Origin of the sequence: Pseudomonas sp. 008 (assembly GCF_016861935.1) — a bacterium.
In the GTDB taxonomy this organism is placed as follows: Bacteria; Pseudomonadota; Gammaproteobacteria; order Pseudomonadales; family Pseudomonadaceae; genus Aquipseudomonas.
In genome coordinates this window covers 323,579-346,892 of record NZ_BOMA01000006.1, presented here as the reverse complement: position 1 = coordinate 346,892, position 23,314 = coordinate 323,579, and the positions used below count along the sequence as shown (strand labels likewise).

Below are 23,314 nucleotides of genomic sequence, written 5' to 3'. Positions count from 1 at the left end.
CCAAGTTGCAGCTCATCCAGCCCGTTGCGCTGATCCGGATGAACCGCTTTGGCGCACAAGACCGCCGCCTCTGCGCGAGTTTTAATTGTTTGAGTCAGGGGTTTCCTGAAATCATGCCCGGCAACAGCGCAATAGCGCCGGCTGACGCACCACGACGTAGCAAAAGTTGTACCAGTCATTTGTACTGAACCTTCGCGCAAGGCTCATACTCGAACGCTTCAGAAGCCACTTACGGAGATCACCAATGGCACGCATCAAGGCAAAGACTGCTCAAGAAATTCTGATGGAAGATTTTCAGACACTGGTCAGCGACACCGAACGGTTGCTGGAACACACCGCCTCCCTGGCCGGTGATCAGGCCGACGAGCTGCGCGAACAGATCCGCGACAGCCTGCTGCGTGCCCGGGAAACCCTGAAGCTGACCGAAGACGCCCTGCAAGAGCGCGGCAAAGCGGCCGTCGCCGCCACGGAAGATTACGTTCAGGCCAACCCATGGCAATCGGTCGGGATTGCAGCCGGCGTGGGTTTCCTGATTGGTCTGCTGGCCACTCGGCGCTGATATGGCGATCGATGAATCCGGCTCGTCCGCGACGGGCACCCGCTCTTCATCGCGGCGCCTGGGTGCCGCGTTTCTTGGATTGCTGCATAGCCATGTCGAACTGTTCGGCATCGAACTGCAGGAGCAAAAAGCACGTACCGTAAGCCTGTTGCTGTTTGCAGGCCTGACGCTGGTCTTTGCCTTGTTGCTGCTGGTGGGGTTGTCGACGCTGGTGTTAATCCTGTTCTGGGACACCTATCGCCTGGCGGCGATCATCGGGCTCTGTGTGTTCTACACCCTCGCTACGTTGTTCTGCGCGATGCGCTTGAGGGCAGCGATTTTCGATGAATCCTCACCCTTCCATGGCACCCTCGAAGAGCTGGCCAATGATCGGGAGCGTCTGTTGCCATGAGCATGCCTGAACTTCCCCGCAATAGTTCGCGAACTGAAATGCGCAAGGCACTGATCCGCCTGCGCATGGAAATGCATCGCCAGGAAATTCGCCACGAATCCCAACAACTGCTGCAGCCCCTGCAACGGGTGCGCGGCATGACACAAAGCCTACAAGACGGCTTCGGCATCAAACACGCCCCGCTCTGGGGCATCGCCGCCGTGCTCGGGTTGGGTTTTCTGACCGGCAAGGGTGCCAAGGGCGGCGGTCTCGGCAGCCTGACCAAGCTGGTTAGCCTGGGCGCCGCACTAGGGCCGCTGATCAAGCTGGTCATGCAGAGCGCTTCGCGCAAACACTAATCAGTCTTGTCTGGCTGCATTCTTGCAGTACCACCGGGATCAACCTCTTTATCGAGAGGTTGATCCCGCGTGCCTACCTGGCGATCAGGTATTTATCCAGAACAACACCTTAATAAGGAGGCCTCGTGATCGACGGGCAACCGCTCGCCTGTTTTCAGCCATTCATCGATACCGCCACAGGCCGTATCGCGGGTGTCGAAGCGCTGGGCCGACTGCGCCAGGCCGATGGTCAACTGATCTCGGTAGGTGCGCTGTTCGCCGATCCGCGAACCCCGGCCATCGCCCTGCGACGTCTCGATCGCCAGATTCGCGACAACGCCCTGAGCCGTCTGCATGAAGCGCCCGCGGACTGGTTTCTCAGCCTGAACATCTCACCCCGCTGGATCAGCCGCTTGCGCCGGGACCAGGCACTGCCGAGCCTCAAGCAACTGAGCAGGCATGGTGTCGATGCACAGCGAATCGTCTTCGAGATCACCGAATTGGGCGGCGACAGCCAGCGTCTGGCTGAAGTCGTGGCCCGCTACCGGCAAGCTGGGGCGCGGATCGCCATCGATGATTTCGGTGCCGGTTACTCTCAACTCGATCGCGTGCTGGCCCTGCAACCGGACATTCTCAAACTCGACATGCGACTGTTCCAGGCCGCCGCGTTGGGCGGTCCCAGCAGCGATGTGGTCAAGGCACTGGCGCAAATGGCGGAAAAAACCGGTTGCTGGATCATCGCCGAAGGTGTGGAAACCGAAGCTCAACTGAATTTTGCCCTGGAGTGTGGCTCACGCTACGTACAGGGTTTTCTGTTCGCCCGAGCGCAAGCGGATTTCTTCGCCACCGACGCCTTTGTCGAGCGCTTCGCGCAACTGCGCCAGCGTTACGTTCAGCAAAAGCTGACTGAACGCGCTCGCCTGATGATCATGCGCCAGCAACTCAGCGAACTGATGACCATCCTGCAAGCCTGGGCTCAAGCCAGCGCCCCCCTCAGCGCCTTGCCGCAACTGCAGGCGTTTCCATGGCTGCTGCGTTTTTATCAGTGCGACCGCCACGGCACGCAACTGACCCCCAACCTGGAATGGCGCAACAACGGCTGGGAAGCCGATAACCGCTACCTGGGCCATAACTGGTCATGGCGCCCCTATTTCTATCACCTGCTGGCCGAGGGTTGGGATGAGCGCCGTCTGACGCTTTCCAACACTTACCGCGACGCCACCAGCAATCAGTACTGCCTCACTGCCGGGCAGTTTTTCGATAACGGCGAACGGCTACTGCTCATCGATATCGACGCTGCGGGGTTGTAGTTCTCCTTGCAGGTACCAGCGCGAAACGGGAAGCTAGGGGTTCAGTCACCTGACGGAGAAACCAGCCTTGGATTGGCACACCCTGCTTACCCGCGAACGCCTCGGAAAACCTGTGCACAGCCCGGAAGAACTCGGCCGCAGTCCTTTCCATAAAGACCACGACCGGATCATTTTCTCAGGCGCGTTTCGCCGTCTCGGGCGCAAGACCCAGGTCCATCCGGTCTCCAGCAACGATCACATTCATACACGCCTGACCCACTCGCTGGAAGTCAGCTGCGTCGGCCGTTCGCTGGGGATGCGCGTCGGTGAAACCATCCGCAGCGCGCTGCCCGACTGGTGCGAACCGAGCGACCTGGGGATGGTGGTGCAATCGGCCTGCCTGGCCCATGACATCGGCAACCCACCCTTCGGCCACTCTGGCGAAGACGCGATCCGCCACTGGTTCCAGCAGGCCGCCGGCCGTGGCTGGCTGGATGCCATGAGCGAAGCCGAACGCAACGACTTCCTCAACTTCGAAGGCAATGCCCAAGGTTTCCGGGTGCTCACCCAGCTTGAATACCATCAGTTCGAAGGAGGCACCCGGCTGACCTATGCCACCCTGGGCACCTACCTGAAATACCCGTGGACGGCCCGGCACGCCGACTCACTGGGCTACAAGAAACACAAGTTCGGCTGCTACCAGAGCGAACTGCCGCTGCTGGAACAGATCGCGCATAAACTCGGCCTGCCCCAACTGGAAGAGCAGCGCTGGGCGCGCCATCCGCTGGTGTATCTGATGGAGGCCGCCGACGACATCTGCTACGCGCTGATCGATCTGGAAGATGGCCTGGAAATGGAGCTGCTGGAGTACGCCGAAGTCGAGTCCCTGCTGCTGGACCTGGTGGGCGACGATCTCCCGGAAACCTATCGCCAGCTCGGTCCACAGGATTCGCGGCGGCGCAAACTGGCGATTCTGCGGGGAAAAGCCATCGAACACCTGACCAACGCAGCAGCCCGAGCCTTTGTCGAGCAACAGGACGCGTTGCTGTCCGGCACGCTACCGGGGGACCTTGTCGAACACATGCATGGCCCGGCCAAACGCTGTGTCTTGAATGCCAAGGACATGGCACGCAAAAAAATCTTCCAGGACAAGCGCAAGACGCTCCACGAAATCGGCGCCTACACCACCCTGGAAATCCTGCTCAATGCTTTTTGCGGCGCAGCACTGGAGCAGCACAACGGTCGTACGCCCTCCTTCAAGAACCGGCGCATACTCGACCTGTTGGGCAACAATGCACCCGATCCCCATGGCCCGTTGCACACCTCTTTTTTGCGCATGATTGATTTCATCGCCGGCATGACCGACAGCTATGCCGGTGAAATGGCGCTGGAAATGACCGGTCGTTCAAGCCACGGATAACAGCGCATCGATCAGCCGTGTCAGCGATGCCTGAACGGCTGATCGAATGCCTCGACATTCATCTGTATTTCAACATCGACAGAATCGCCCTACACCTTGTGCAGAGCTGACTGATCGATTGTTCGGCCATCTCGCGAAACAATTGCACACCCACTGCTCGACAGATGACGCATGAAAACTCCTACGTTCAAACACGATTGGCACATATTGCTGGTGGAAGATCATCCGTTTCAGCTGAGAGCGACTCAATACCTGCTCGAGAGTTACGGCTTCACCCAGCTGACCACCACTGACAGTGCCGAAGGCGCCTTGCAACAAATGCTCAAAGCTGCGCAACCGTTCGATATTCTTCTGTGCGACCAATGCCTGCCCGACCTTCCCGGTCTTGATTTGATCGAGTTCGCCAGTCACCGGGGAATGATCAGACAGGCAATACTGCTGAGCAGCCTGACATCCGCCGAACTGGAAAAACTTAAAACAGTAGCCTACGAACACGGACTTCCCTTGCTGGGTTATTTGATCAAACCATTGAAACAATCAGACTTTAGAAACTTGTTGACCTTAGCCTCACAATAAAACACCACACACTAAAACCACACCAAAAACACAGATTAAAACTTATAACCGAACGTTTTCACCCTCTTGACTACACCATCAAAACTTTACCCCTTCCTCATTCACAACCTAGTTGGTACGTAGTCCATTTCTTTTTCAATTGTAGGACTTTTCCTATATTGATGCTATCGGCTTGTCAGTTCATGCGTCCCCTCAACTACTGAGCTAAGGTGCGCGCTTTATTTGTGCACGTATGGGATTTGATTATGAACTCCGTTTTTATTGTCGACGATCACCCTGTCATCCGCCTTGCCGTTCGAATGCTGCTGGAACATGAAGGTTACAAAGTCGTCGGTGAAACTGACAATGGCGTCGATGCCATGCAAATGGTGCGCGAATGCATGCCCGACCTGATCATCCTCGACATCAGTATTCCCAAACTGGATGGGCTGGAAGTGCTCTCACGTTTCAACGCAATGAGCACGCCATTAAAAACACTGGTGCTAACTGCACAATGCCCAAAACTTTTTGGTATTCGCTGCATGCAGTCAGGTGCATCAGGGTATGTATGCAAACAGGAAGAGCTCAGTGAACTGGTGAGCGCGATCAAAGCAGTATTATCAGGTTACAACTACTTCCCCAGCGAGGCCTTGAACCCAGTTCGTTGTGACGACGCACAGTGGGCAGACCTGGACTTATTCAAATCCGTAAATGATCGAGAGTTGATGGTATTACAACTTTTCGCCCAAGGTCGCACCAACAAGGAAATTGCCAAGGGCATGTTCCTCAGCAACAAAACTGTCAGCACCTATAAAAAACGACTTATGCAGAAACTCAAAGCCAAATCTCTGGTTGAACTCATCGATATGGCAAAACGTAACGCGCTAGTGTGAGGAACAGGATGCCCAGTCGTTTGAAGGATTATCTAAGACTCATGGTCGCGGCTTTATGCCTGAGTACCCCGGTGCTCGCGGCGCAGACGGCCAGCGAAAACTACACCCTGCTCAGTCGCTCAACGACCGGGCACATGGAAGTCCAACTGGGTACCTCACAACGACAATGGGTCAAAGACAAACGTGAATTGATCCTGGGCACGTCAGGCCCGGATTATCCACCTTTCGACCTGACCCTCAGCGGCCACGACTACGAAGGTCTCACCGCCGACTACGCCGGCATCCTCGGCAAGGTTACGGGGTTGCCCGTCAAGGTTCAGCGCTTCGCGTCCCGAGGGGCTGCGATCGAGGCACTGGAAAAGGGTCAGGTCGACATGCTTGGCACCGCCAACGGGTTCGAGGCCGACAATGCCGACATTGCGCTGTCCATCCCTTACGCAGTGGATCAACCCGTGCTGGTCACACGGGAAGGAGAAACCCGATCACTGTCAGATGGACTCGCCGGCCTGCGACTTAGCATGGTCTATCACTATCTGCCTCTGGATGAAGTCAGGGTGCTATACCCCAAGGCAATCATCACCTCCTACCCGTCCTACCAGAATGCAATCAATGCGGTTGCCTTCGACCAGGCCGACGTTTTTCTCGGTGACACCATTTCAACTCATTACATGATCAACAAGGGGTATCTGAACAACATCCGCATGGCCAACTTCGGTAAACACGAAGCCCATGGTTTCAGCTTTGCCGTACAGAAGGACAACCCGGACCTGCTCGGGATCATCAACTCGGTACTCAAGGCCATCCCCACCAGCGAACGGGAAAACATCGCCAAACGCTGGAGTGCCGGCAGCGACATTCTTCTCACCGATCAAAAACTGCAACTCACCCACCACGAAGAGCGCTGGCTGGCGCAACATCCGGTTGTGCGGGTGGTGGTTAATGAAGCATTTGCGCCGCTGACGTTTTTTGACAGCGACGGCAACTTTCGGGGTGTCACGGCTGACCTGCTCGAACTGATCAGATTGCGTACCGGTTTGCGCTTCGAGATCCAGCGCAGCCGAAGCGATGACGAGATGGTCGAGCAGATCGCCAACCAGCAGGCCGACCTGATCGCCGCCCTGCTCCCCAGCGCACAGCGTGAAACGATATTGAACTTCAGCCGCCCTTATCTGGAAAACTCCTTTGTCCTGCTGACACGCAAAGCGGCCGACAGCCCGACTAACCTCAACCAGCTGCAGGACAAACGCCTGGCCATTGCCCAGGGCAATCCACTAGTGGATTACCTGCGCAGCGAGTTTCCGCGGATCAACCTGGTTGAAACACCAGACACCTTCAGCGCCGTGGAGTTGCTCGCCGAGGGCAAGGCAGAAGGTGCGGTGAACTCATTGGTGATCGCCAATTACTTCATCTCATCGCGGATCTTCGAGCGGACACTTCAGATCACCACCACCATCGGCACCCAACAGGCGGCATTTTCCCTGGCGACCGGGCGCGACGCCAAAGAACTGAATGCCATCCTCGACAAGGCGCTGTTGAGCATCGCACCGGAAGAGCTGGGTATCATCAATAACCGCTGGCGTGGCTATTCGGCGGCCTCGCAAAGTACCTGGCGCAACTATCACAGAGTGTTCTATCAGATCGTTACCGGTGCTGGCGTACTGCTGCTGATCTCCGTTGCCTGGAACGCCTATATGAGACGCCAGATAAAACAGCGGCAGGCGGCGAAAGAACGTGCCGATGAAGCCAACCGGGCTAAAAGCACCTTTCTGGCAACCATGAGCCATGAGATCCGCACGCCGATGAACGCGATCATCGGCATGCTGGAGCTAACACTCAAACGTATTGACCCTGGCCATCCGGATCGACCGGCCATCGACGTCGCGTATCACTCGGCAAAAGACCTGTTGGAACTGATCGGGGACATTCTCGACATTGCGCGCATCGAATCCGGACGTCTGAGCCTGAGCCCGGAACGCGTCAATCTGGCTGAAGCCGTGGCCTCGGTGGTGAGGATCTTCGACGGGCTGGCCCGGCAAAAGAATCTTGGACTGCACCTGGCATTCAACCCTGCAAAACCTGCGACCGATGTCCTGTTGGACCCGATGCGTTTCAAACAGGTGCTGTCCAACCTGGTCAGCAATGCAATCAAGTTTACGCAACAGGGTCAGGTCAGGATCAGCCTCGAGTTGCAACCGACCGACGAGCCCGACCGCATGCAGCTGCAGTTGCTGGTTGAGGACAGTGGCGCCGGGATCAGCGAGCAGGATCAGCAGCGACTGTTCGAGCCTTTCGTCCAGGCCAATAACTCCGACCAGTTAGCCAGGGGCGGTGCGGGGCTGGGCCTGGTGATCAGCCGCAATCTGTGCGAAATGATGGGCGGCAACCTGCAATTGAGCAGCCAGCCAGGGGTCGGCACTCAGGTTCGGGTTTCGCTGAATCTGGCAACCCTGCCGCCTGTACAGATGCCGGAAATTGCCGAGCCACAGATTCACCAGAGCGCTGCCCCCTTGAACGTTCTGGTGGTCGACGATCACCCGGCCAATCGCTTGCTCATGTGCCAGCAACTGGAGTTTCTGGGGCATCGGTTCAAGGTCGCAACAGATGGCGAGGAGGGATTGGAGGCGTGGAAAGATCAGCCATTCGACCTGGTGATTGCCGATTGCAATATGCCGATCATGAATGGATATGAGATGGCTCGTGCCATTCGCCAACATGAACAGCTAATGCAGCGCCCTGCCTGTACCGTTCTGGGTTTCACCGCTAATGCGCAACCGGAGGAAAGACAACGCTGCAAACAAGCCGGGATGGACGATTGCCTGTTCAAACCTCTCAGCCTGACAGCCTTGAGCCAATGGATCGAAGGCATTGCACCGACGGTCCGCGACCCGGCGTTCAGTCTGGAGGGGCTGCATCTGTTAACCGGTGGCAACCCGGCACTGAACCGGCGATTGTTGACCGAGCTGCTGAATAGCAACTACCTGGATCGGCAAACGCTGCTGACGTTGTCCCGGTCAAACGACCGGCAGTCACTCCTCGACATTGCCCACAAAATCAAGGGAGCGGCGCGAATCGTCCAGGCCTCCCGACTGATCGACAGTTGCGAGGCGCTCGAAAAGGCCTGCCATAATAGGCTACACCACGATCAAGTGGCCAATTGCAGCAAGTCCATGGAGCGCGCCATGCTCGAACTCGATCACGCATTGCAACAACAGCTCGCGCGCCACGACAAACAGCAGAATGACGGAGCGTTAACTATGCTGGAAGGCTGAGCAGTGTGTTCATCGTCATGGAGAAAGCTGCAATGCCCAGACCACTGCACCCGGACCAGCGCCGACTTCCCCTGCACATCCATATCAGCGTGATGTTCACGTTCCTGTTGTTGCTGACCGGGGTGGTGCTGGGCATTTTCAACTATCGGCAAACCACCCGGATCATTCTTTCCAGCAGTGAAAAGCTCTTCAATCGCATCGAGCAGGATGTCCGTCTGGACCTGCATCGCACCTATGAGCCGATTCGTCATCTGCTGAGCCTGCTGGCGGACAATCCGGCAACCCAGGCGCCCGACCTTGAGCAACGCCTGGCGTTGCTCAAGCCCTTCAGTCAATCACTCACGGACAACCCCGATCTGGCCTCGCTGTACCTGGGCTACAGCAATGGTGACTTCTTCATGGTCCGCCCCCTGCGCAGCGTCGCCCTGAAAACGCAGCTCAAGGCACCGGACACCGCGGCGTATCAGGTATGGAGCATCGAGCATCCTGGCGGCAGTCAGGTCCGCTCCCAATCCTTGTTTTTCGATCAGAACCTGGCCCTCGTCAGCCGTCTGGACAACCCCGACGAAATCTACGATCCGCGCACCCGCGCCTGGTTCTCCAGCGCCCGCAGCGACCGTGATCAGATCACCACCGAGCCCTACCTGTTTTTCTCCACCCGCAATGTCGGTACAACCCTGGCGCGGCGCAGTGGTGAGCAAGCGGTGATGGGCGCCGACCTTACGCTGGCGGAACTGTCGGCAACCCTGGCCAAACATGTGGTGACGCCCGGCACCGAAATTGTGCTGCTCGATGCCGAGGGTAATGCCGTCGCCTACCCTGACAGCAGCAAACTGATCATCGACGACCAGACGGCCCGGCTGATCAAAGCCGCCGACCTGAGCCCCAGTCTCGCGGCCCTGCTCACCAGTCCCCCTGAGATCAATCGCCTGAACGCCGCAGGTCGTCAATGGATCGCGGCGCGCAGCAGCATGCAGGAGGGTGGCCCACAGGGGCTGCAACTGGCGCTGCTGGTGCCGGAAGACGAATTGCTCGTCGATGCCTACCGCATGCGCTGGCAAGGTGCGCTGATTACCCTGGCAACGCTGCTGTTGTGCCTGCCCATGGGTTGGCTGACCTCGAGGGTCCTGGTCACCCCCCTGCGCGCCCTGGTGCGGGAAGCCGATGCGATTCGTAGTTTCGATTTCAATTTTCCGGCCAGCCGTCGCTCGCCGGTGCTGGAAGTCGACCAACTGAGCGTGTCGATGGCGCGCATGAAAGACACCCTGGCGAGTTTTTTCCGGATCACCGACAGCCTGAGCGCCGAAACCCGTTTCGCCCCCTTGCTGCAACGGGTGTTGTTTGAAACCGTGCAGATCGGACAGGCCCAGGCCGGTCTGATCTACCTGCGCGAAGGTGATGAAACTCGCGTGGAACCTCATGCGCTGGTCATCAACGGCAGTTCACAGGCCTTGCCGTCATTCGACATTCAAGGACACGTACCCCAGGATTCTCAGAGCCCTCAGTGGATGCAAACACTGTCGACCGCCGACAATGTCGTCACCTCTCTGGGCTTCGAACAGGCGGGGGATCTGCAGAAAGTCTTGCTCGCGATGGAATGCCCGCGGGTTCATCTGGTCGGTATTCGGCTACACAATCGTCATAACGAAACCGTGGGCCTGCTGGTCCTGCTGCTGGCCGACAGCGGCACACAAGACGACCTGGAAAAGCTGCGCCCGGATCGCATCGCGTTTCTCCAGGCGGTGTCTGGCGCGGCCGCCGTGAGTATCGAAAGTCAGCGCCTGCAAGCCAGGCAAAAACAGCTGCTGGACTCATTCATTCAGCTGCTGGCCGGCGCAATCGATGCCAAGAGTCCCTACACCGGCGGGCACTGCCAGCGAGTACCGGTACTGACGCTGATGCTGGCACAGGCGGCCGCGGCCAGTCAGGACCCGGCCTTCCGTAGCTATCAGCCCAGCGAAGATGAATGGGAGGCGTTGCACATCGCCGCCTGGCTGCATGATTGCGGCAAGGTCACCACCCCTGAATACGTGGTCGACAAAGCCACGAAACTTGAGACCCTGTACGACCGCATCCACGAAATCCGCACCCGTTTCGAAGTCCTCAAGCGTGATGCCTGGATCAATTATTGGCAGGCCATCGCTCTGGGGGGTGACGAGTCGCCTCTGGCGCAATTGCGCAATGCGAGCCTGGCGGCGCTGGATGATGATTTCGCGTTCGTGGCGCGCTGCAACCTGGGCAGCGAGGTCATGGTCGAGGCCGATCTGCAGCGGCTGAACACCATCGCCCAACGTACCTGGACCCGAACCCTGGATGATCGGCTTGGCGTCTCGTGGGAAGAGAACCGGCGCCAGGCCCGGACCCCGACGCCGACCCTGCCGGTCAGCGAGACACTGTTGGCGGATAAACCCGAGCATCTGCTCGAGCGCGCCGACAGCGAACTGATCCCGGACGACAATCCCTGGGGATTCAAGCTCGACGTGCCGCACTACAAGTACAACCGGGGCGAACTTTACAACCTGAGCATCGTCCGAGGCACCCTGACCCGCGAGGAGCGTTACATCATCAATCACCACATGGTGCAGACGATCCTGATGCTCAGTCACCTGCCCTTCCCCGGCCACCTCAATAACGTCGCGGAAATCGCCGGCGGCCACCACGAAAAAATGGACGGCACCGGTTATCCCAAACGCTTGAAGCGCGAAGACATGAGCCTGCCGGCGCGGATGATGGCGATTGCCGATATTTTCGAAGCGCTGACCGCCGCCGATCGCCCCTACAAGAAAGCCAAGTCCTTGAGCGAAGCGCTGGGCATCATGGCCACCATGTGCCGTGACGCCCACATTGACGCTGAATTGTTCGGGCTGTTCATCAACGACGAAATCTACTTGCAGTACGCCAGCCAATTCCTGGAGCCACAACAGATCGATGCCGTCGACCCGACAAGCCTGCTGATCAAGGCCGGCTTGAAGGCCTGATCAGCAGTCGGTCAGACGCAGGAAAATCGCCGCCAGTTGCTCGATTCCGGCCTGATCGTCAGCGGTAAAACGCGCCAGCTTCGGGCTGTCGAGGTCCAGCACGCCGATCAGTCGACCGTCCTTGACCAATGGCACGACGAGTTCACTGTTCGATGCGCTGTCACAGGCGATGTGGCCGGGGAATTCATGTACGTCTTCGACCCGCTGGGTCTGCAAGGTGGCAGCGGCAGCCCCGCAGACGCCGCGACCGAATGGAATCCGTACACAGGCGATCTGCCCCTGAAACGGGCCAAGCACCAGTTCATCGTTGCGATTAAGGTAGAAACCGGCCCAGTTCAGGTCATCGAGCTGGTTGAACAGAAACGCGGAAAATTGCGCGGCGTTGGCGATAAAATCACGCTCGTCCGCCAGCAACGATTCCAGCTGTGCCCATAGCATGCCGTAGCCCTCAAGGCCCTGGCCGCTCTTTTGTAAATCGATCATGCCTTTTGCTCCAACAGCTTCAGCCCGACCCAATAGCGGGCAAATTGATACGCGCAACGTCCGTTGCGATTACCCCGGCCCGTGGCCCAGCGCACCGCGAGGATGTCCAACTCTTCGTCACGCTGCCACTTGAGACCGGCCTTGTCGGCCAATTGGCCGATCCAGTGCTCGACGACGTTGAGGAAATGTTCCTGAGTAAACGGATAGAACGACAGCCACAGGCCAAAACGGTCCGACAGTGCGATCTTGTCTTCCACCGCCTCATTGGGATGGAGCTCGCCATCGACCCTTTTCCAGTTTTCGTTATCGCTTTCCTTTTCCGGCACCAGATGGCGACGGTTGGAGGTGGCGTACAGCAGAACGTTATCTGGCGCCTGCTCGAGAGAGCCATCGAGTACGCTCTTGAGCACGCGATAATCGCCCTCGCCCGACTCGAACGACAGGTCATCGCAGAACAGCACAAACCGTTGAGGCAGCTTGGCAATCTGCTCGACCACTCGCGGCAAGTCCGCCAGGTGATCGCGCTCGATCTCGATCAGCCGCAGGCCGTTCTTGGCGTGTTCGGCCAGCAAGGCGCGCACCAGCGACGATTTACCGGTGCCCCGCGAGCCCCAGAGCAAGGCGTGATTGGCAGGCATGCCGTCGAGGAACTGTTGAGTATTGCGGCCCAATTGCTCAAGTTGCCGGTCAACGCCGATCAGGTCGGACAGGCGCATGTCGAGGCTGACTTGCAGCGGCAACAGAAAACCGTTGCGACCCTCGCGTTGCCAGCGTGCGGCCAGGCAGTGTGTCCAGTCGACAGTTTGCCGAGGCGCCGGCAGCAGCGGTTCGATACGGGCCAGAACGGCATCGGCGCGTTCAAGAAAAGCATTCAATCGGGAATCCACGTCTTCTCCTCGGGCACGTTCACAGTGATGATGGCGGTACAGCGACGAAACACAGCATCCGATGCCCGGCCAACACCCCGTACAGGTGTTTTGCGAGAACATCGGTATCCATTGATGATCGACTATGCTTGAGCAGCGAAGGGAAACGGAAGTGGTTCAACATCCCATGGATATCAAGTTCAGCCAGCGGCTGTCGTACAAGCAAGCCAAGCTTACGGTGCTGGTCGGCTTCATTCTGGGCACGCTGCTCAGCCTTGTGCAAATAGGCATCGATTATGCCAGCGAAGACGCCTCCATCAACCGCGAAATCCTGTCTTTGCTGGAAATCAGCCATAACCCCGCGTCTCGCATCGCCTACAACATCGATGCCGAACTCGCCCAGGAACTGATCCTGGGTCTGCTGCGCTCCCCGGCGATCATCGGCGCGAAATTGACCGACAACAACAATACCGTACTGGCCAGCGTCAAACGCCCGGGCCTGGAAAACAATTACCGGATGCTCAGCGACTTCCTGTTCGGCGCCAACCGACAGTTTGAAGACCGTCTTTACCTCGACCACTTGCCGGACGAGTCCCTCGGGACCTTGCGCCTGGAAGTCGATACCTACACTTTCGGCAGTCGTTTCCTGCGCCGGGCCGAAGTGACCCTGCTCAACGGCTTCGCGCGCAGCCTGATCCTCACGGGCATTCTGTTGGCGCTGTTTTACGTGATGCTGACCAAACCGCTGGTGCGGGTCATCCGCGAACTCAGTGGTCGTGATCCACGCAGCGCGGAGCCGACCTGGCTGGAGTACCCGGCGGGGCATGAAAACGATGAAATCGGCGTCTTGGTCAAGGTCGCCAATCAACAGTTCGATAACATTGCCACCGAGATCCAGCAGCGGCGCAATGCCGAAAACCGTCTGACCGACTACCTCTCGCAACTGGAAAATATCGTCTCGGCCCGTACGGCGGAACTCAAGGCCATCAACTCCCGGCTCAGCCAGTCCAACGAGGAACTGGAAGTCGCCCGCCGCACCGCCCTGGACATGGCCGAGGCACGCTCGGTGTTCCTGGCCAACATGAGCCATGAAATCCGCACGCCTCTCAACGGTCTGCTGGGGATGATCGCGCTCTCGCTGGACGGCCCGCTCAATGCCGAGCAGCAGCAACAGCTGTCCATCGCCCATGACTCGGGCAAAGTGCTGGTGGAACTGCTCAACGATATTCTCGACCTGTCGAAATTCGATGCCGGCCAGCTGGAACTCGAACACATTCCATTCGACCTTGGCTCGCTGATCGAAGACACCGCCAACCTGCTGTCCCAGAACGCCGCGCCGAGCGTCGAGCTGACGTGCCTGATCGACCCGCAATTTCCCGCGCTGGTACTCGGTGATCCGACCCGGGTCCGGCAGATCGTCAGCAACCTGCTGTCCAATGCCCTCAAGTTCACCCGCTTCGGGCGGGTCGATGTGCGTCTTTCAACGTTCGAAGACGGCGTGCGAATCGAGGTCTGCGACACTGGCATTGGTATCGCCCAGGACGCGCAGGTCAAAATCTTCCAGCCCTTTACCCAGGCCGGTGCCGGTATTACCCGGCAATTCGGCGGTACCGGGCTGGGCCTGGCGCTGACTTATAACCTCTGCGAAGCCATGCAGGGGCGTCTGACGATCAGCTCCGAAGCAGGCTTCGGCAGTCAGTTCTGCGCCGACCTGCCGCTGCCCTGCCACACTCGCGCCATCCCGCCAGCAACTCTGCAAGGCAACATCGTCGCGATCACGGCCGCCAGCAGCGGTCTGGCAGAACTGCTACAGAATCTATTGCCCGAATGGGGGCTCGGCTATCAACAACGTTCCATCGATGACCGATTGATCGGCCTGAAACCGGATGTGTTGATCACCGACTGCCCCGAATGCCTGTTTGGCCTGCGCCCTACTTTAACCGCGCCGATTCTGCTGGTGACCGCGTACGGCAGTTTCCTGCCCAGCGAGCAAGCCAGCGCCCTGGCACCTTTACAGCAACAGGCGCGACCGTTGGCGCGCAACGCGCTTTACCAGACATTGCGACGGATCCTGCAGCCGGAACTCAACACGATCAACGGTGCCCGGGTCGAAGTCCTCTCGCCCCAGCGACGCGGGCGCATCCTGCTGGTGGAGGACAACCCGGTCAATCAGCTGGTGGCCAAGGGCATGCTCGGCAAACTCGGCTGCGAGGTGAGCGTCGCGGCCCATGGCGCCGAAGCCCTGGATCAGCTCGAACACAGCGAATTCGACCTGGTGCTGATGGACTGCAACATGCCGGTGATGGACGGTTATGAAGCCAGCCGGCAGATCCGTCGCAGCGGGCGCTGGCCACAACTGCCCATCGTCGCCCTGACCGCCAACGCCATGTCCGAAGAACGCGAGCGTTGCCGTGCGGCAGGCATGAGCGACTACCTGGCCAAACCCTTCCGCCGGGAAGAACTGGCGGCCCTGCTCGACTTGTGGATACCCACTACGACAGCGATTTGATTTGCCCCAACAGGTGATCGAGCCCATCGCGCAGCTCATTCAGGCGATCCAGATCGACACCGCTATCGCACAACAGGCGGGCCTTGAGTGGCCCGACCTGATCGCGCAAGGCCTTGCCGGTGGGCGACAGGCTCAAGTGCACCTCGCGCTCATCGCGCGCCGAACGCTGACGCTGCACCAGTTGCAGTTGCTCAAGACGCTTGAGCAGCGGCGTCAGGGTCCCGGAATCCAGCGCCAGGCGCTCACCCAGCGCCTTGACCGTCGGCTGCTCCGGCGCCGCTTCCTGCCATTCCCACAGCACCAGCATCGCCAGGTATTGCGGGTAGGTCAGGCCCAGTTGATCGAGCATCGGCTTGTAGGCACGGATCACCGCCCGAGAAGCGGCATACAGCTTGAAGCAGAGCTGACTGTCGAGTTTCAGCGAATCGACTGACAACGTGTTCATTTGAGCAGGGCTTCGATCTCGCGGCGCAGCGCTTGCGGCTTGGTGGCCGGAGCAAAGCGCTTGACCAGCTGACCGTCCTTGCCGATCAGGAACTTGGTGAAGTTCCATTTGATGCCCTGGGAACCCAACACACCTGGCGCGCGTTTTTTCAGCTGAACGAACAGCGGATGAGCGCCGGCACCGTTGACTTCGATTTTCTTGAACAGCGGGAAACTCACCCCGTAATTCAGCTCGCAGAACTCGGAAATCGCCCCTTCGTTGCCCGGCTCCTGCTGGCCGAACTGATTGCAGGGAAACCCGAGCACCACCAAACCTTGATCCTTGTAGCTCTGCCAGAGCTCTTCGAGGCCCTTGTACTGTGGGGTGAAACCACATTTGCTGGCAGTGTTGACCACCAGCACCGCTTTACCGGCGAAATCGGCCAGGGTCTTTTGCTCCCCCTTGATGGTGGTGCAAGGGATGCTCAGCAGGTTGTCGCTCATGGCACGAACTCCGAATGAAGGAATATCAAACATAGCGAGCAATTGAATTGTGTGCAATTTAATAAATCAATAGATACCCGACACGCGAACATCATTGCAGGAGCTGCCGGAGGCTGCTCCCGCGTACACAAGTCAAACGCGCGACATCAGCAGATTATTCGCGGGGAACGAGGTCCAGGCACACCGAGTTGATGCAATAACGCAAACCGGTTGGCGGCGGACCGTCCGGGAACACATGCCCAAGGTGCGCATCGCATTTGGCGCAGACCACTTCGGTACGGATCATGCCGTGGCTGATATCACGGATCTCGACCATCGCGCTGTCGCCGATCGGCGCATAGAAGCTCGGCCAGCCGCAGCCGGAATCGAACTTGGTTTTGGAGTCGAACAGCGGTGCGGTGCAGCAGATGCAGTGATAAACGCCGTCGGTTTTGGTGGCGTTGTATTTACCGGAGAACGGTCGCTCGGTGCCCTTGAGGCGGCAAACGTTGTACTGCTCCGGATCAAGCATGGCCCGCCATTCTTCCAGGGTTTTTTCCAACTTTTCCATTGATACACCTCAGCAGCTGAAAAAGCCCGATCTGTACCTTTTCCACGGATCGGGCGGCACGTATGATTGCGCCTCGTCAAACGCCAGTCTGGCAGCCAGACCACGCGCATTCAAACGGATTTATGAGTGCCGCCACTCAAGGCGTCAGGCCTGTGTGAATACGCAGGATTCCCAGCACGGCCGTTCATACGCCGCCTGGATCGTTCATTTTCGGGAACACATCGCCATGCAGGTCAGCAAATCGAACAAGCTCGCCAACGTCTGCTACGACATTCGCGGCCCAGTGCTCAAGCACGCCAAACGCCTGGAAGAGGAAGGCCATCGCATCCTCAAGCTGAACATCGGCAACCCGGCGCCCTTTGGTTTCGAAGCGCCGGACGAAATCCTTCAGGACGTGATCCGCAACCTGCCGACCGCCCAAGGCTACAGCGACTCCAAAGGCCTGTTCAGCGCCCGTAAAGCCGTGATGCAGTACTACCAGCAAAAGCAGGTGGAAGGCGTCGGCATTGAAGACATTTACCTGGGCAACGGCGTTTCCGAGCTGATCGTGATGTCGATGCAGGCCTTGCTCAACAACGGCGACGAAGTGCTGGTGCCGGCCCCCGACTATCCGCTGTGGACCGCCGCAGTGAGCCTGGCGGGCGGCAACCCGGTGCATTACCTGTGCGACGAGCAGGCCAACTGGTGGCCGGACCTGGCCGACATCAAGGCCAAGATCACCCCGAACACCAAGGCCCTGGTAATCATCAACCCGAACAACCCGACTGGCGCGGTGTATTCGAAAGAAGTCCTGCTGGGCATGCTGGAGCTGGCGCGCCAGCACAATCTGGTGGTGTTCTCCGACGAGATCTACGACAAGATCCTGTACGACGACGCCGTGCACATCTGCACCGCCTCGCTGGCACCGGACCTGCTGTGCCTGACCTTCAACGGCCTGTCCAAGTCCTATCGCGTGGCCGGCTTCCGCTCCGGCTGGATCGCCATTTCCGGCCCGAAACACCACGCCCAGAGCTACATCGAAGGCATCGACATGCTGGCTAATATGCGCCTGTGTGCCAACGTGCCGAGCCAGCACGCGATCCAGACCGCACTCGGTGGTTATCAGAGCATCAATGACCTGGTATTGCCCCAAGGGCGTCTGCTGGAACAGCGTAATCGTACCTGGGAACTGCTCAACGACATTCCGGGCGTAAGCTGCGTCAAGCCGATGGGTGCGCTGTATGCGTTCCCGCGGATCGATCCGAAAGTCTGCCCGATCCACAACGACGAGAAATTCGTGCTCGACCTGCTGCTCTCGGAAAAGCTGCTGGTGGTACAAGGCACGGCCTTCAACTGGCCATGGCCAGACCATTTCCGCGTGGTCACCCTGCCACGGGTCGACGACCTGGATCAGGCCATTGGCCGGATCGGCAACTTCCTCAAGTCCTATCGCCAGTAAATGGCCTGTCACCGTGCGACGCGGATAAAAGTCGCACGGTGATTAATTCAGCAACACTTCTGTGCGCCCTGCCCTGCCTCGTTGTTTCAAGCGCTGACTGACGACACGCTTCATGCCCACGCCCAACAACGGCGGGGGCCTGTGACGCTAATTGGCTGACAACCGTTTCCCATGCCGACGTCGGAAATGCCCTTCAAGCAGCTAGACTGTTGCCGTAGGACACAGTTTGAAATAGTCACCCGGTTGAATAGCCCGGTGCAGCACCTTATATACCCCGCAGTACGCTACATCTTTAGCACGAGGAGATTTCTACAACCATGATGCGCATTTTGCTGTTTTTGGCCACTAACCTGGCGGTCGTGCTGATTGCCAGCATCACCCTGAGCCTTTTCGGCTTCAACGGGTTCATGGCGGCCAACGGGGTTGATCTCAACCTCAATCAGCTGCTGATTTTCTGTGCGGTCTTTGGTTTCGCCGGTTCCCTGTTCTCGCTGTTCATCTCCAAGTGGATGGCGAAAATGAGCACCAGCACCCAGATCATCAGCCAGCCGCGCACCCGGCATGAGCAATGGCTGCTGCAAACCGTCGAGCAACTGTCCCGCGAAGCCGGGATCAAGATGCCCGAAGTCGGGATTTTCCCGGCCTATGAAGCCAACGCCTTCGCCACCGGCTGGAACAAGAACGACGCACTGGTCGCGGTCAGCCAGGGCTTGCTCGAGCGTTTCTCGCCGGATGAAGTGAAAGCCGTTCTGGCCCACGAAATCGGTCACGTGGCCAATGGCGACATGGTCACGCTGGCGCTGATCCAGGGTGTGGTGAACACCTTCGTGATGTTCTTCGCCCGGATCATTGGCAACTTTGTCGACAAGGTGATCTTCAAGAACGAAGAAGGCCAAGGCATCGCCTACTACATAGCGACCATCTTCGCCGAACTGGTCCTGGGCATTCTGGCCAGTGCCATCGTCATGTGGTTCTCGCGCAAGCGCGAGTTCCGTGCCGACGACGCCGGCGCACGCCTGGCGGGTACCAGCGCAATGATCGGCGCCCTGCAGCGCCTGCGTGCCGAACAAGGGCTGCCGGTGCACATGCCGGATACCCTGAATGCCTTCGGCATCAACGGCGGTCTCAAGCAAGGGTTCGCCCGCATGTTCATGAGCCACCCGCCGCTGGAAGAACGCATCGACGCACTGCGTCGCCGGGGCTGACAGCTTCCGCAGCACTAAAAGAAAAGGCCCGCAGTGAATGCGGGCCTTTTTTTGTCTGTTTGATTAATGCGGTGCTCTTCAGGCCCTCTTCGCGGGCAAGTCGGATCGCCGCACCACTCGCTCCTACAGGCTTTGTGTAATTCGCCGATTATGTGAACGACACAAGACCTGTAGGAGCGAGGCTTGCCCGCGAAGAGGCCAGCAAGCTCAACACACCTTAATGGCTGGAAACCCGATACACACGCTCCTCAAGCCGCGTGACACCGGCCTCGAGAAACTTCCAGCTCTCACCCAGGACATCCTGGTCTTCCAGGATCTTCAGCTCCCACGAGCCCCCCAGCAGCCGTTGCACTTCGTCATCAAGAACAGCAAATGGCGGCCCGGACATTTGCGTCTGGTCATAATCCAGCGTAATCAAAATCCCTAAAGAATCCTTCGGCAGAATCCGAATCAGATGAGCCGCGTATTGCTCACGCATCGCTGGCGGCAGCGCGATCAGCGCCGCGCGGTCGTACAGTGCGCTGCAATCGGCAACATCGCCTGCCGTCAACTCGAAGAAATCGCCGCACCACAGCTCGATCGACCCGGCCCGATAGACATTGAAAGGCCCCTGCTCGCTGATTGCCGGGTCCAGTTGATGCTCATTGAAAAAGTCCTCGATGGCCTTTTCCGACAACTCGATGCCCAGCACCTCATGACCGCAGTGCGCCAGCCACAACAGGTCCAGGCTCTTGCCACACAACGGCACCAGTACGCGAGAACCTTCATCAAGGCCCAGTTGCGGCCAGAACCGTTGCAGATAGGGATTTACTTCCGGCAGATGGAAGCCGATCTGATTCGACGCCCATCGTTTGTGCCAAAACTCCGGCTGCATAGTTAACCCCGAAAAATTCGATCAAAAGACTCTAAAACTTATATTAGATTTAGATCAATGATCTGACTGAAGATGCTGCCATCTTACTCCCAGGAGCTCAATTATGTTCCCCAGCCTGTATATCTCTCATGGCTCCCCCATGCTGGCCCTGGAACCTGGCGCCAGTGGGCCGGCCCTCGCGGATCTGGCGGCGACAATGCCCAAGCCCAAGGCCATCGTGATCGTTTCCGCGCACTGGGAAAGCAGCGAATTGCTGGTCAGCGGCAACCCCCAACCCGAAACCTGGCACGACTTCGGCGGTTTTCCGCGGGCCTTGTTCGAGGTGCAGTACCCGGCACCCGGCAGCCCGCAACTGGCGACAGAGGTTGTCGAGCTGCTGAAAACCGATGGCCTGCCTGCGCGCATCGATACCAAGCGCCCCTTCGACCACGGCGTTTGGGTACCCTTGTCGTTGATGTACCCGCAGGCCGATGTCCCGGTGGTGCAGGTCTCGCTGCCCACCCGTGGCGGCCCGGCGCTGCAAACCCGCGTCGGCCATGCCCTGGCCAGCCTGCGCGAGCACGGCGTGCTGTTGATCGGCTCTGGCAGCATCACCCACAACCTGCGCGAACTGGACTGGCACGCCGGCCCGGAAAGCGTCGAACCCTGGGCCAAGGCGTTCCGTGACTGGATGATCGAGAAGCTCGAAGCGAACGATGAAGCTGCGCTGCACGACTATCGTCAGCAGGCGCCGAACGCGGTGCGCAACCATCCGAGTGACGAACATCTGTTGCCTCTGTACTTCGCCCGCGCGGCCGGGGGCGAGTTCAGCGTTGTGCACCAGGGGTTCACCATGGGGGCGCTAGGAATGGATATCTATCGTTTCAGCTGACAGGTAAACCAAGTCGCCCATCGCGCGCCACAAAACAGCAGGCAAAAAAAATCCCCGAACCAGTCGGGGATTTTTTATGTGCGATCAATCAGCCCGGGGGCGGATCAATCTTCGCGGTAGCGGCGCAGCTTCAACTGCTTACCGGCAACGCGAGTGTCCTTCAGCTTGGTCAGCAAACGCTCCAGACCATCTTCCGGCAGCTCGACGAGGCTGAAGCTGTCACGCACCTGAATGCGACCGATGGCTTCACGCGCCAGACCACCTTCGTTGAGGATGGCGCCCAGCAGGTTCTTGGCAGCGATACCGTCACGCGCACCCAGCGCGGTACGGCAACGAGCACGGCCTTCAGCCAGCGGGATCGGAGCACGACGCTCGCGGTCACCACGGTCCGGACGATCACCGGAACGCTCTGGACGATCGCCACGCGGTGCATTGTTCGGCACCAGTGGACGTTCTTTCTCAATGGCGGCCAAGGTCAGCGCTTGACCGTTGGTAGCCTTGCGCAGCAGGGCTGCGGCCAGGGCACGCGGGCTGCAACCGATGTCGGCAGTCAGACGATCCAGCAGATCACCGTGAGTCGACTCGGCATCACCTACCAGCGGCGACAGGCTGTTGGTCAATTTCTTGATGCGGGCATCGAGAACAGCTTGAGCGTCCGGCAGGCGAACTTCGGCAACTTTCTGACCGGTAACACGCTCGATCACTTGCAGCATGCGGCGCTCACGAGGAGTGACCAGCAGCAGCGCGCGACCTTCGCGACCGGCACGGCCGGTACGGCCGATACGGTGAACGTAGGATTCCGGGTCGTACGGCATATCAACGTTGAACACGTGAGTGATACGCGGAACGTCCAGGCCACGAGCGGCAACGTCGGTCGCCACAACGATGTCCAGACGGCCATCCTTGAGGGATTCGATGACGCGCTCACGCTGGTTCTGAGCAATGTCACCGTTCAGCGCAGCGGCTTTGTAGCCTTTGGCTTCCAGGGCACTGGCCAGGTCCAGGGTCGCTTGCTTGGTGCGCACGAACATGATCAGGGCGTCGAAATCTTCCACTTCCAGCAAGCTGAGAACGGCAGAAGTCTTCTGGTCAGCGTGAACCAACAGGTGAGCCTGTTCGATCGCGGTAACGGTCTGAGTCTTGCTCTGGATCTTCACGTGCTTCGGATCGCGCAGGTGGCGTTCGGCGATGGCACGGATCGATTGCGGCAGGGTGGCCGAGAACAATACGGTCTGACGGGTTTCCGGCATGGCCTTGAAGATAACTTCCAGGTCGTCCATGAAGCCCAGTTTGAGCATTTCGTCCGCTTCGTCGAGAACCAGGTGGTTCACGGTAGTCAGGACTTTTTCGTCGCGACGCAGGTGGTCGCACAGACGACCCGGAGTGGCGACAACAATCTGTGCGCCATTACGGATTGCTTTCAATTGTGGGCCCATCGGCGCGCCGCCGTAGACAGCCACAACAGTTACGCCCGGCATTTGCTTGGCGTAGGTTTCGAAAGCGGTTGCAACTTGTAGCGCCAACTCACGAGTTGGGGCCAGGATCAGAGCTTGCGGCTCGCGCTTGGACGGATCAATGCGGTGCAGGATCGGCAGGGCAAAGGCAGCGGTTTTACCGGTACCGGTTTGCGCCTGGCCAATCATATCGTGACCGGCGAGAATGATCGGGATCGACTGCTGCTGAATGGCCGAAGGCTCTTCATAGCCGGTAGCGACTACTGCAGCGACAATATTAGGGTGAAGTTCAAGAGCGGCGAAGCCGCCGATTTCCTGGGTCATGGGTCTGCCTCTAAGTGCATCCGCAAAGACCCATGCTCCAAAGCTGCGCATGCCGTGTTGAGACTCAAGAGTCGCCCTGGCAGCTTTGTCGGCGGGGATTTGCGAAAACGAATGAATGAAAAGAATCGTCAAGGAAGAGTCC

At 58.7% G+C, this 23,314-nt stretch carries 20 protein-coding genes; 13 read left to right on the top strand and 7 right to left on the bottom strand.

Annotation, left to right across the window (positions count from 1 at the left end; all coding sequences use genetic code 11):
• Positions 1-244 precede the first annotated feature (244 nt).
• The 9 genes from JUI81_RS15295 (at position 245) to JUI81_RS15255 (ending at position 11,671) form a co-directional block, all read left to right on the top strand.
• Entirely contained in the window at positions 245-559 is a 315-nt protein-coding gene (locus JUI81_RS15295; protein ID WP_007940034.1) for a YqjD family protein, read from the top strand.
• Position 560: 1 nt separating this feature from the next.
• Positions 561-950: a phage holin family protein gene (locus JUI81_RS15290; RefSeq protein ID WP_018930007.1), complete on the top strand. Its 390-nt coding sequence runs from the start codon at positions 561-563 to the stop codon at positions 948-950.
• A complete protein-coding gene (locus tag JUI81_RS15285) occupies positions 947-1,288 on the top strand; it encodes a hypothetical protein (protein ID WP_019582519.1) in 342 nt (113 codons plus the stop codon). The genes JUI81_RS15290 and JUI81_RS15285 overlap by 4 nt, the downstream gene beginning before the upstream one ends.
• A gap of 125 nt (positions 1,289-1,413) precedes the next feature.
• Positions 1,414-2,577, top strand: coding sequence for an EAL domain-containing protein (locus JUI81_RS15280; protein WP_019582520.1), 1,164 nt, complete (start codon positions 1,414-1,416; stop codon positions 2,575-2,577).
• A 67-nt stretch (positions 2,578-2,644) separates the two neighbouring features.
• Positions 2,645-3,976, top strand: coding sequence for a deoxyguanosinetriphosphate triphosphohydrolase (locus tag JUI81_RS15275; RefSeq protein WP_007940029.1), 1,332 nt, complete (start codon positions 2,645-2,647; stop codon positions 3,974-3,976).
• 171 nt (positions 3,977-4,147) lie between these two features.
• Positions 4,148-4,552, top strand: a complete 405-nt coding sequence (locus tag JUI81_RS15270) for a response regulator (protein ID WP_028939022.1) — start codon at positions 4,148-4,150, stop codon at positions 4,550-4,552.
• 245 nt (positions 4,553-4,797) lie between these two features.
• Positions 4,798-5,424: a response regulator transcription factor gene (locus tag JUI81_RS15265; protein ID WP_007940027.1), complete on the top strand. Its 627-nt coding sequence runs from the start codon at positions 4,798-4,800 to the stop codon at positions 5,422-5,424.
• Between the two features lie 8 nt (positions 5,425-5,432).
• Positions 5,433-8,693, top strand: a complete 3,261-nt coding sequence (locus tag JUI81_RS15260; protein ID WP_204124607.1) for a transporter substrate-binding domain-containing protein — start codon at positions 5,433-5,435, stop codon at positions 8,691-8,693.
• A 32-nt stretch (positions 8,694-8,725) separates the two neighbouring features.
• Entirely contained in the window at positions 8,726-11,671 is a 2,946-nt protein-coding gene (locus tag JUI81_RS15255) for an HD domain-containing phosphohydrolase (RefSeq protein WP_204124606.1), read from the top strand.
• Here the strand turns inward: JUI81_RS15255 and JUI81_RS15250 are convergent, their stop codons facing one another.
• Positions 11,672-12,154, bottom strand: coding sequence for a GAF domain-containing protein (locus tag JUI81_RS15250; protein ID WP_019582524.1), 483 nt, complete (start codon positions 12,152-12,154; stop codon positions 11,672-11,674). It abuts the gene before it with no gap.
• Entirely contained in the window at positions 12,151-13,041 is an 891-nt protein-coding gene (locus tag JUI81_RS15245) for an ATP-binding protein (protein ID WP_018930014.1), read from the bottom strand. Before JUI81_RS15245 ends, JUI81_RS15250 begins: the two co-directional genes overlap by 4 nt.
• A gap of 166 nt (positions 13,042-13,207) precedes the next feature.
• On the opposite strand from JUI81_RS15245, the gene JUI81_RS15240 reads away from it, so the two are divergent.
• Complete coding sequence (locus tag JUI81_RS15240; RefSeq protein ID WP_204124605.1) at positions 13,208-15,529, top strand: response regulator; 2,322 nt, start codon at positions 13,208-13,210, stop codon at positions 15,527-15,529.
• Here JUI81_RS15240 and JUI81_RS15235 read toward each other — a convergent pair.
• From JUI81_RS15235 to msrB, 3 genes are all read right to left on the bottom strand, one after another.
• On the bottom strand, positions 15,513-15,974 hold the full coding sequence (locus JUI81_RS15235; protein ID WP_019582527.1) for a MarR family winged helix-turn-helix transcriptional regulator: 462 nt from the start codon (positions 15,972-15,974) through the stop codon (positions 15,513-15,515). The genes JUI81_RS15240 and JUI81_RS15235 overlap by 17 nt on opposite strands.
• Entirely contained in the window at positions 15,971-16,456 is a 486-nt protein-coding gene (locus tag JUI81_RS15230; protein WP_018930016.1) for a glutathione peroxidase, read from the bottom strand. Before JUI81_RS15230 ends, JUI81_RS15235 begins: the two co-directional genes overlap by 4 nt.
• Before the next feature lie 154 nt (positions 16,457-16,610).
• The gene (gene msrB / locus JUI81_RS15225) at positions 16,611-17,006 is read right to left on the bottom strand and encodes a peptide-methionine (R)-S-oxide reductase MsrB (protein ID WP_019582529.1); all 396 of its coding nucleotides are present in this window, start codon (positions 17,004-17,006) and stop codon (positions 16,611-16,613) included.
• A 226-nt stretch (positions 17,007-17,232) separates the two neighbouring features.
• Here msrB and JUI81_RS15220 point away from each other — a divergent pair, with 226 nt between their 5' ends.
• Positions 17,233-18,444 carry a pyridoxal phosphate-dependent aminotransferase gene (locus tag JUI81_RS15220; protein ID WP_007940017.1) on the top strand — a complete coding sequence of 404 codons (1,212 nt, stop codon included), beginning with the start codon at positions 17,233-17,235 and terminating at the stop codon, positions 18,442-18,444.
• Positions 18,445-18,761: 317 nt separating this feature from the next.
• Positions 18,762-19,649, top strand: a complete 888-nt coding sequence (gene htpX, locus JUI81_RS15215; RefSeq protein ID WP_019582531.1) for a protease HtpX — start codon at positions 18,762-18,764, stop codon at positions 19,647-19,649.
• Between the two features lie 217 nt (positions 19,650-19,866).
• Here htpX and JUI81_RS15210 read toward each other — a convergent pair whose 3' ends face one another.
• Positions 19,867-20,523 carry a thiopurine S-methyltransferase gene (locus JUI81_RS15210; RefSeq protein WP_204124604.1) on the bottom strand — a complete coding sequence of 219 codons (657 nt, stop codon included), beginning with the start codon at positions 20,521-20,523 and terminating at the stop codon, positions 19,867-19,869.
• A gap of 103 nt (positions 20,524-20,626) precedes the next feature.
• Here JUI81_RS15210 and JUI81_RS15205 point away from each other — a divergent pair, with 103 nt between their 5' ends.
• The gene (locus tag JUI81_RS15205) at positions 20,627-21,394 is read left to right on the top strand and encodes a class III extradiol ring-cleavage dioxygenase (RefSeq protein ID WP_019582533.1); all 768 of its coding nucleotides are present in this window, start codon (positions 20,627-20,629) and stop codon (positions 21,392-21,394) included.
• Between the two features lie 104 nt (positions 21,395-21,498).
• On the opposite strand, the gene JUI81_RS15200 is transcribed toward JUI81_RS15205, so the two are convergent.
• Entirely contained in the window at positions 21,499-23,172 is a 1,674-nt protein-coding gene (locus tag JUI81_RS15200) for a DEAD/DEAH box helicase (RefSeq protein WP_007940012.1), read from the bottom strand.
• Positions 23,173-23,314: the final 142 nt, after the last annotated feature.

Excerpts from the sequence above, each read along its gene's own strand:
- JUI81_RS15295 (WP_007940034.1), top strand. The coding sequence starts at position 245 with ATGGCACGCATCAAGGCAAAGACTGCTCAAGAAATTCTGATGGAAGAT.
- JUI81_RS15290 (WP_018930007.1), top strand. The coding sequence starts at position 561 with ATGGCGATCGATGAATCCGGCTCGTCCGCGACGGGCACCCGCTCTTCA.
- JUI81_RS15285 (WP_019582519.1), top strand. The coding sequence starts at position 947 with ATGAGCATGCCTGAACTTCCCCGCAATAGTTCGCGAACTGAAATGCGC.
- JUI81_RS15270 (WP_028939022.1), top strand. The coding sequence starts at position 4,148 with ATGAAAACTCCTACGTTCAAACACGATTGGCACATATTGCTGGTGGAA.
- JUI81_RS15265 (WP_007940027.1), top strand. The coding sequence starts at position 4,798 with ATGAACTCCGTTTTTATTGTCGACGATCACCCTGTCATCCGCCTTGCC.
- JUI81_RS15260 (WP_204124607.1), top strand. The coding sequence starts at position 5,433 with ATGCCCAGTCGTTTGAAGGATTATCTAAGACTCATGGTCGCGGCTTTA.
- JUI81_RS15255 (WP_204124606.1), top strand. The coding sequence starts at position 8,726 with ATGCCCAGACCACTGCACCCGGACCAGCGCCGACTTCCCCTGCACATC.
- JUI81_RS15250 (WP_019582524.1), bottom strand. The coding sequence starts at position 12,154 with ATGATCGATTTACAAAAGAGCGGCCAGGGCCTTGAGGGCTACGGCATG.
- JUI81_RS15240 (WP_204124605.1), top strand. The coding sequence starts at position 13,208 with ATGGATATCAAGTTCAGCCAGCGGCTGTCGTACAAGCAAGCCAAGCTT.
- JUI81_RS15235 (WP_019582527.1), bottom strand. The coding sequence starts at position 15,974 with ATGAACACGTTGTCAGTCGATTCGCTGAAACTCGACAGTCAGCTCTGC.
- JUI81_RS15230 (WP_018930016.1), bottom strand. The coding sequence starts at position 16,456 with ATGAGCGACAACCTGCTGAGCATCCCTTGCACCACCATCAAGGGGGAG.
- msrB (WP_019582529.1), bottom strand. The coding sequence starts at position 17,006 with ATGGAAAAGTTGGAAAAAACCCTGGAAGAATGGCGGGCCATGCTTGAT.
- JUI81_RS15220 (WP_007940017.1), top strand. The coding sequence starts at position 17,233 with ATGCAGGTCAGCAAATCGAACAAGCTCGCCAACGTCTGCTACGACATT.
- htpX (WP_019582531.1), top strand. The coding sequence starts at position 18,762 with ATGATGCGCATTTTGCTGTTTTTGGCCACTAACCTGGCGGTCGTGCTG.
- JUI81_RS15210 (WP_204124604.1), bottom strand. The coding sequence starts at position 20,523 with ATGCAGCCGGAGTTTTGGCACAAACGATGGGCGTCGAATCAGATCGGC.
- JUI81_RS15205 (WP_019582533.1), top strand. The coding sequence starts at position 20,627 with ATGTTCCCCAGCCTGTATATCTCTCATGGCTCCCCCATGCTGGCCCTG.
- JUI81_RS15200 (WP_007940012.1), bottom strand. The coding sequence starts at position 23,172 with ATGACCCAGGAAATCGGCGGCTTCGCCGCTCTTGAACTTCACCCTAAT.